Source organism: Mesorhizobium sp. M5C.F.Ca.IN.020.32.2.1, assembly GCF_004023105.1.
GTDB lineage: Bacteria > Pseudomonadota > Alphaproteobacteria > Rhizobiales > Rhizobiaceae > Mesorhizobium > Mesorhizobium wenxiniae.
The window spans coordinates 1-1,947 of record NZ_RZSX01001049.1 but is presented as its reverse complement, the minus strand read 5'-3'; the positions used below and the strand labels follow the sequence as shown (position 1 = coordinate 1,947).

The window sequence follows — 1,947 nt, the reverse complement described above, 5'->3', positions numbered from 1 at the left end:
GAACAGCGTGGTGCCGCCGGCGACTGAGACGCCGAAGCGGCCGAACAACGCATCGAGCCGTGCTGCATCCTCTGCCAGACGGCATCGCATCTCGGCCCGCCAGCCGCTGTCGGCAAGCGCGCGGATACCGTATTCGAGCGCTGGGCCGGCGACCGCCCATGGCCCGAACTGCGCCTCGAGCCGTTCGACCGTCAGCGCGTCGGCCAGTGCAAAGCCGAGCCGCAGGCCGGCGAGGCCAAAGAATTTGCCGAAGGAACGCAGCACGACAATGCCGCCTTGCTCGACATCGCCGGCCAGGCTTTCCGCGCGCGGCCCGACATCCATGAACGCCTCATCGACGACCAGCAACCCGCCTTTGGCGCGCAATTTTCCGGCAAGATCGAGCAGCTTCTTGCGTTCGATGATGCGCCCGTCCGGATTGTTGGGGTTGACGATGATGGCGAGATCGGCTCCTGCCAGGACCTCGAAATCATCGACCTCCGTCACAGCATGGCCGGCGATTGCCGCTGCCCGCTGATGTTCAGCATAGGTCGGCCCGAGCACCAGCGCCTTGCCGGGGCTCGCCAGCGAGGCGACGCGCGGCAACAGAATCTGCGTGCCCGGCGTCGCCACCACATTCGCTGCCGATGGCGCGCCATAAACGCTTGCCGCGACTTCGGCCAACTCGCGGACCCGCGCTGCTTCCGGCAATCTGGACAGGGCGGTGGCGGGCAGATCGAAAAACGGATAGGAGTGCGGATTGATACCGGTCGAGAGGTCGACGAAGGGCTGCGGCGCATGCGGAAAAAGCGCCCTCGCCCGGCCAAGGCTTCCGCCGTGATCCACCACTGTCGCCGCTCCATCAAGAGACTTCATGTCGATCCTGACCGCTTTCCTGTCACTGGTTGTTGAATTCGCCGTGGGTTACCCGGCCTGGCTGTTCGGCGCCATCGGCCATCCCGTCACCTGGTTCGGCAGGCTGATATCCTTTCTCGACCGCAGGCTCAACCGCGATACTGATTCCGACGCCCTGCGTCGCCGGCGCGGTGTTCATGCGCTGCTGATCATCGTGCTGGTGCCGGCCGCCATCGCCTTCGCCGTGGAAGCCATGCTTTCGGGCATTCCAGCTGGACTGGTCCTCACGGCAATCCTGGCGACGTCGCTGCTGTCGCAGAAGAGCCTGGCCGAGCATGTCGAGGCGGTGGCCGACGGACTGGACAATGGTGGACTCGACATCGGCCGTGCTGCCGTCTCAAGGATCGTCGGCCGCGATCCGGAAAAGCTCGACAGAGCCGGCGTCTGCCGCGCGGCGATCGAAAGCCTGGCCGAGAATTTTTCCGACGGCGTCGTTGCGCCCGTCTTCTGGATCGGCGTCGGCGGGTTGGCCGGCGGCGTCGCCTACAAGGCCGCCAACACGGCCGATTCGATGATCGGCCACCGCACCCCGCGCCACGAGGCCTTCGGCAGGGCGGCAGCGCGCTTCGACGATCTGATCAACCTGCCGGCGTCGCGGCTGACCGCACTGCTCATCGTGGGTGCCTCTTTCTTCGTCAAAGGCGCCGATGCCGGCAACGCCTGGCGCACCGTGCAGCGCGACGCGACAAAGCACCGCTCGCCCAATGCCGGCTGGCCGGAGGCGGCGATGGCCGGCGCGCTCGGCCTGGCGCTCGCCGGCCCGCGTTCCTATGACGGCGTCATGGTCGACGATACGTTCATGGGCGAAGGCGGCCACCGCGATGCCGAGAGCGCCGACATCAGGCGGGCGCTGAAACTCTATCGGGTCGCCGACTTTTTGCTGATCGCGCTGTTCGGCTTGCTGTCGGTGATCGTCATCGCTGCGTGAGCCATCGGACGGGTCGGGAACTCAAGTCACCAAGTAATGCGGACTTCCCTTGCGCTTGAATCAGCCGCCTTGCCAAACCTTTTGATCGCATAGCCACCGACAGCTGCAGGAGAAGATTTCAATAC

2 protein-coding genes are annotated in these 1,947 nt (G+C 65.6%); one reads left to right on the top strand and one right to left on the bottom strand.

Features of this window, described 5'->3' with window-relative positions; genetic code table 11:
• A partial coding sequence (locus EOA86_RS32660; RefSeq protein ID WP_206630204.1) for a threonine-phosphate decarboxylase occupies positions 1-855 on the bottom strand: 855 nt, incomplete at its 3' end.
• On the opposite strand from EOA86_RS32660, the gene cbiB reads away from it, so the two are divergent.
• Positions 854-1,822 carry an adenosylcobinamide-phosphate synthase CbiB gene (gene cbiB / locus EOA86_RS32655; RefSeq protein WP_065012280.1) on the top strand — a complete coding sequence of 323 codons (969 nt, stop codon included), beginning with the start codon at positions 854-856 and terminating at the stop codon, positions 1,820-1,822. The genes EOA86_RS32660 and cbiB overlap by 2 nt on opposite strands.
• Positions 1,823-1,947 lie beyond the last annotated feature (125 nt).

Bases quoted from the DNA above. Each gene is read 5' to 3' on its own strand.
- cbiB (WP_065012280.1), top strand. From the start codon at position 854: ATGTCGATCCTGACCGCTTTCCTGTCACTGGTTGTTGAATTCGCCGTG.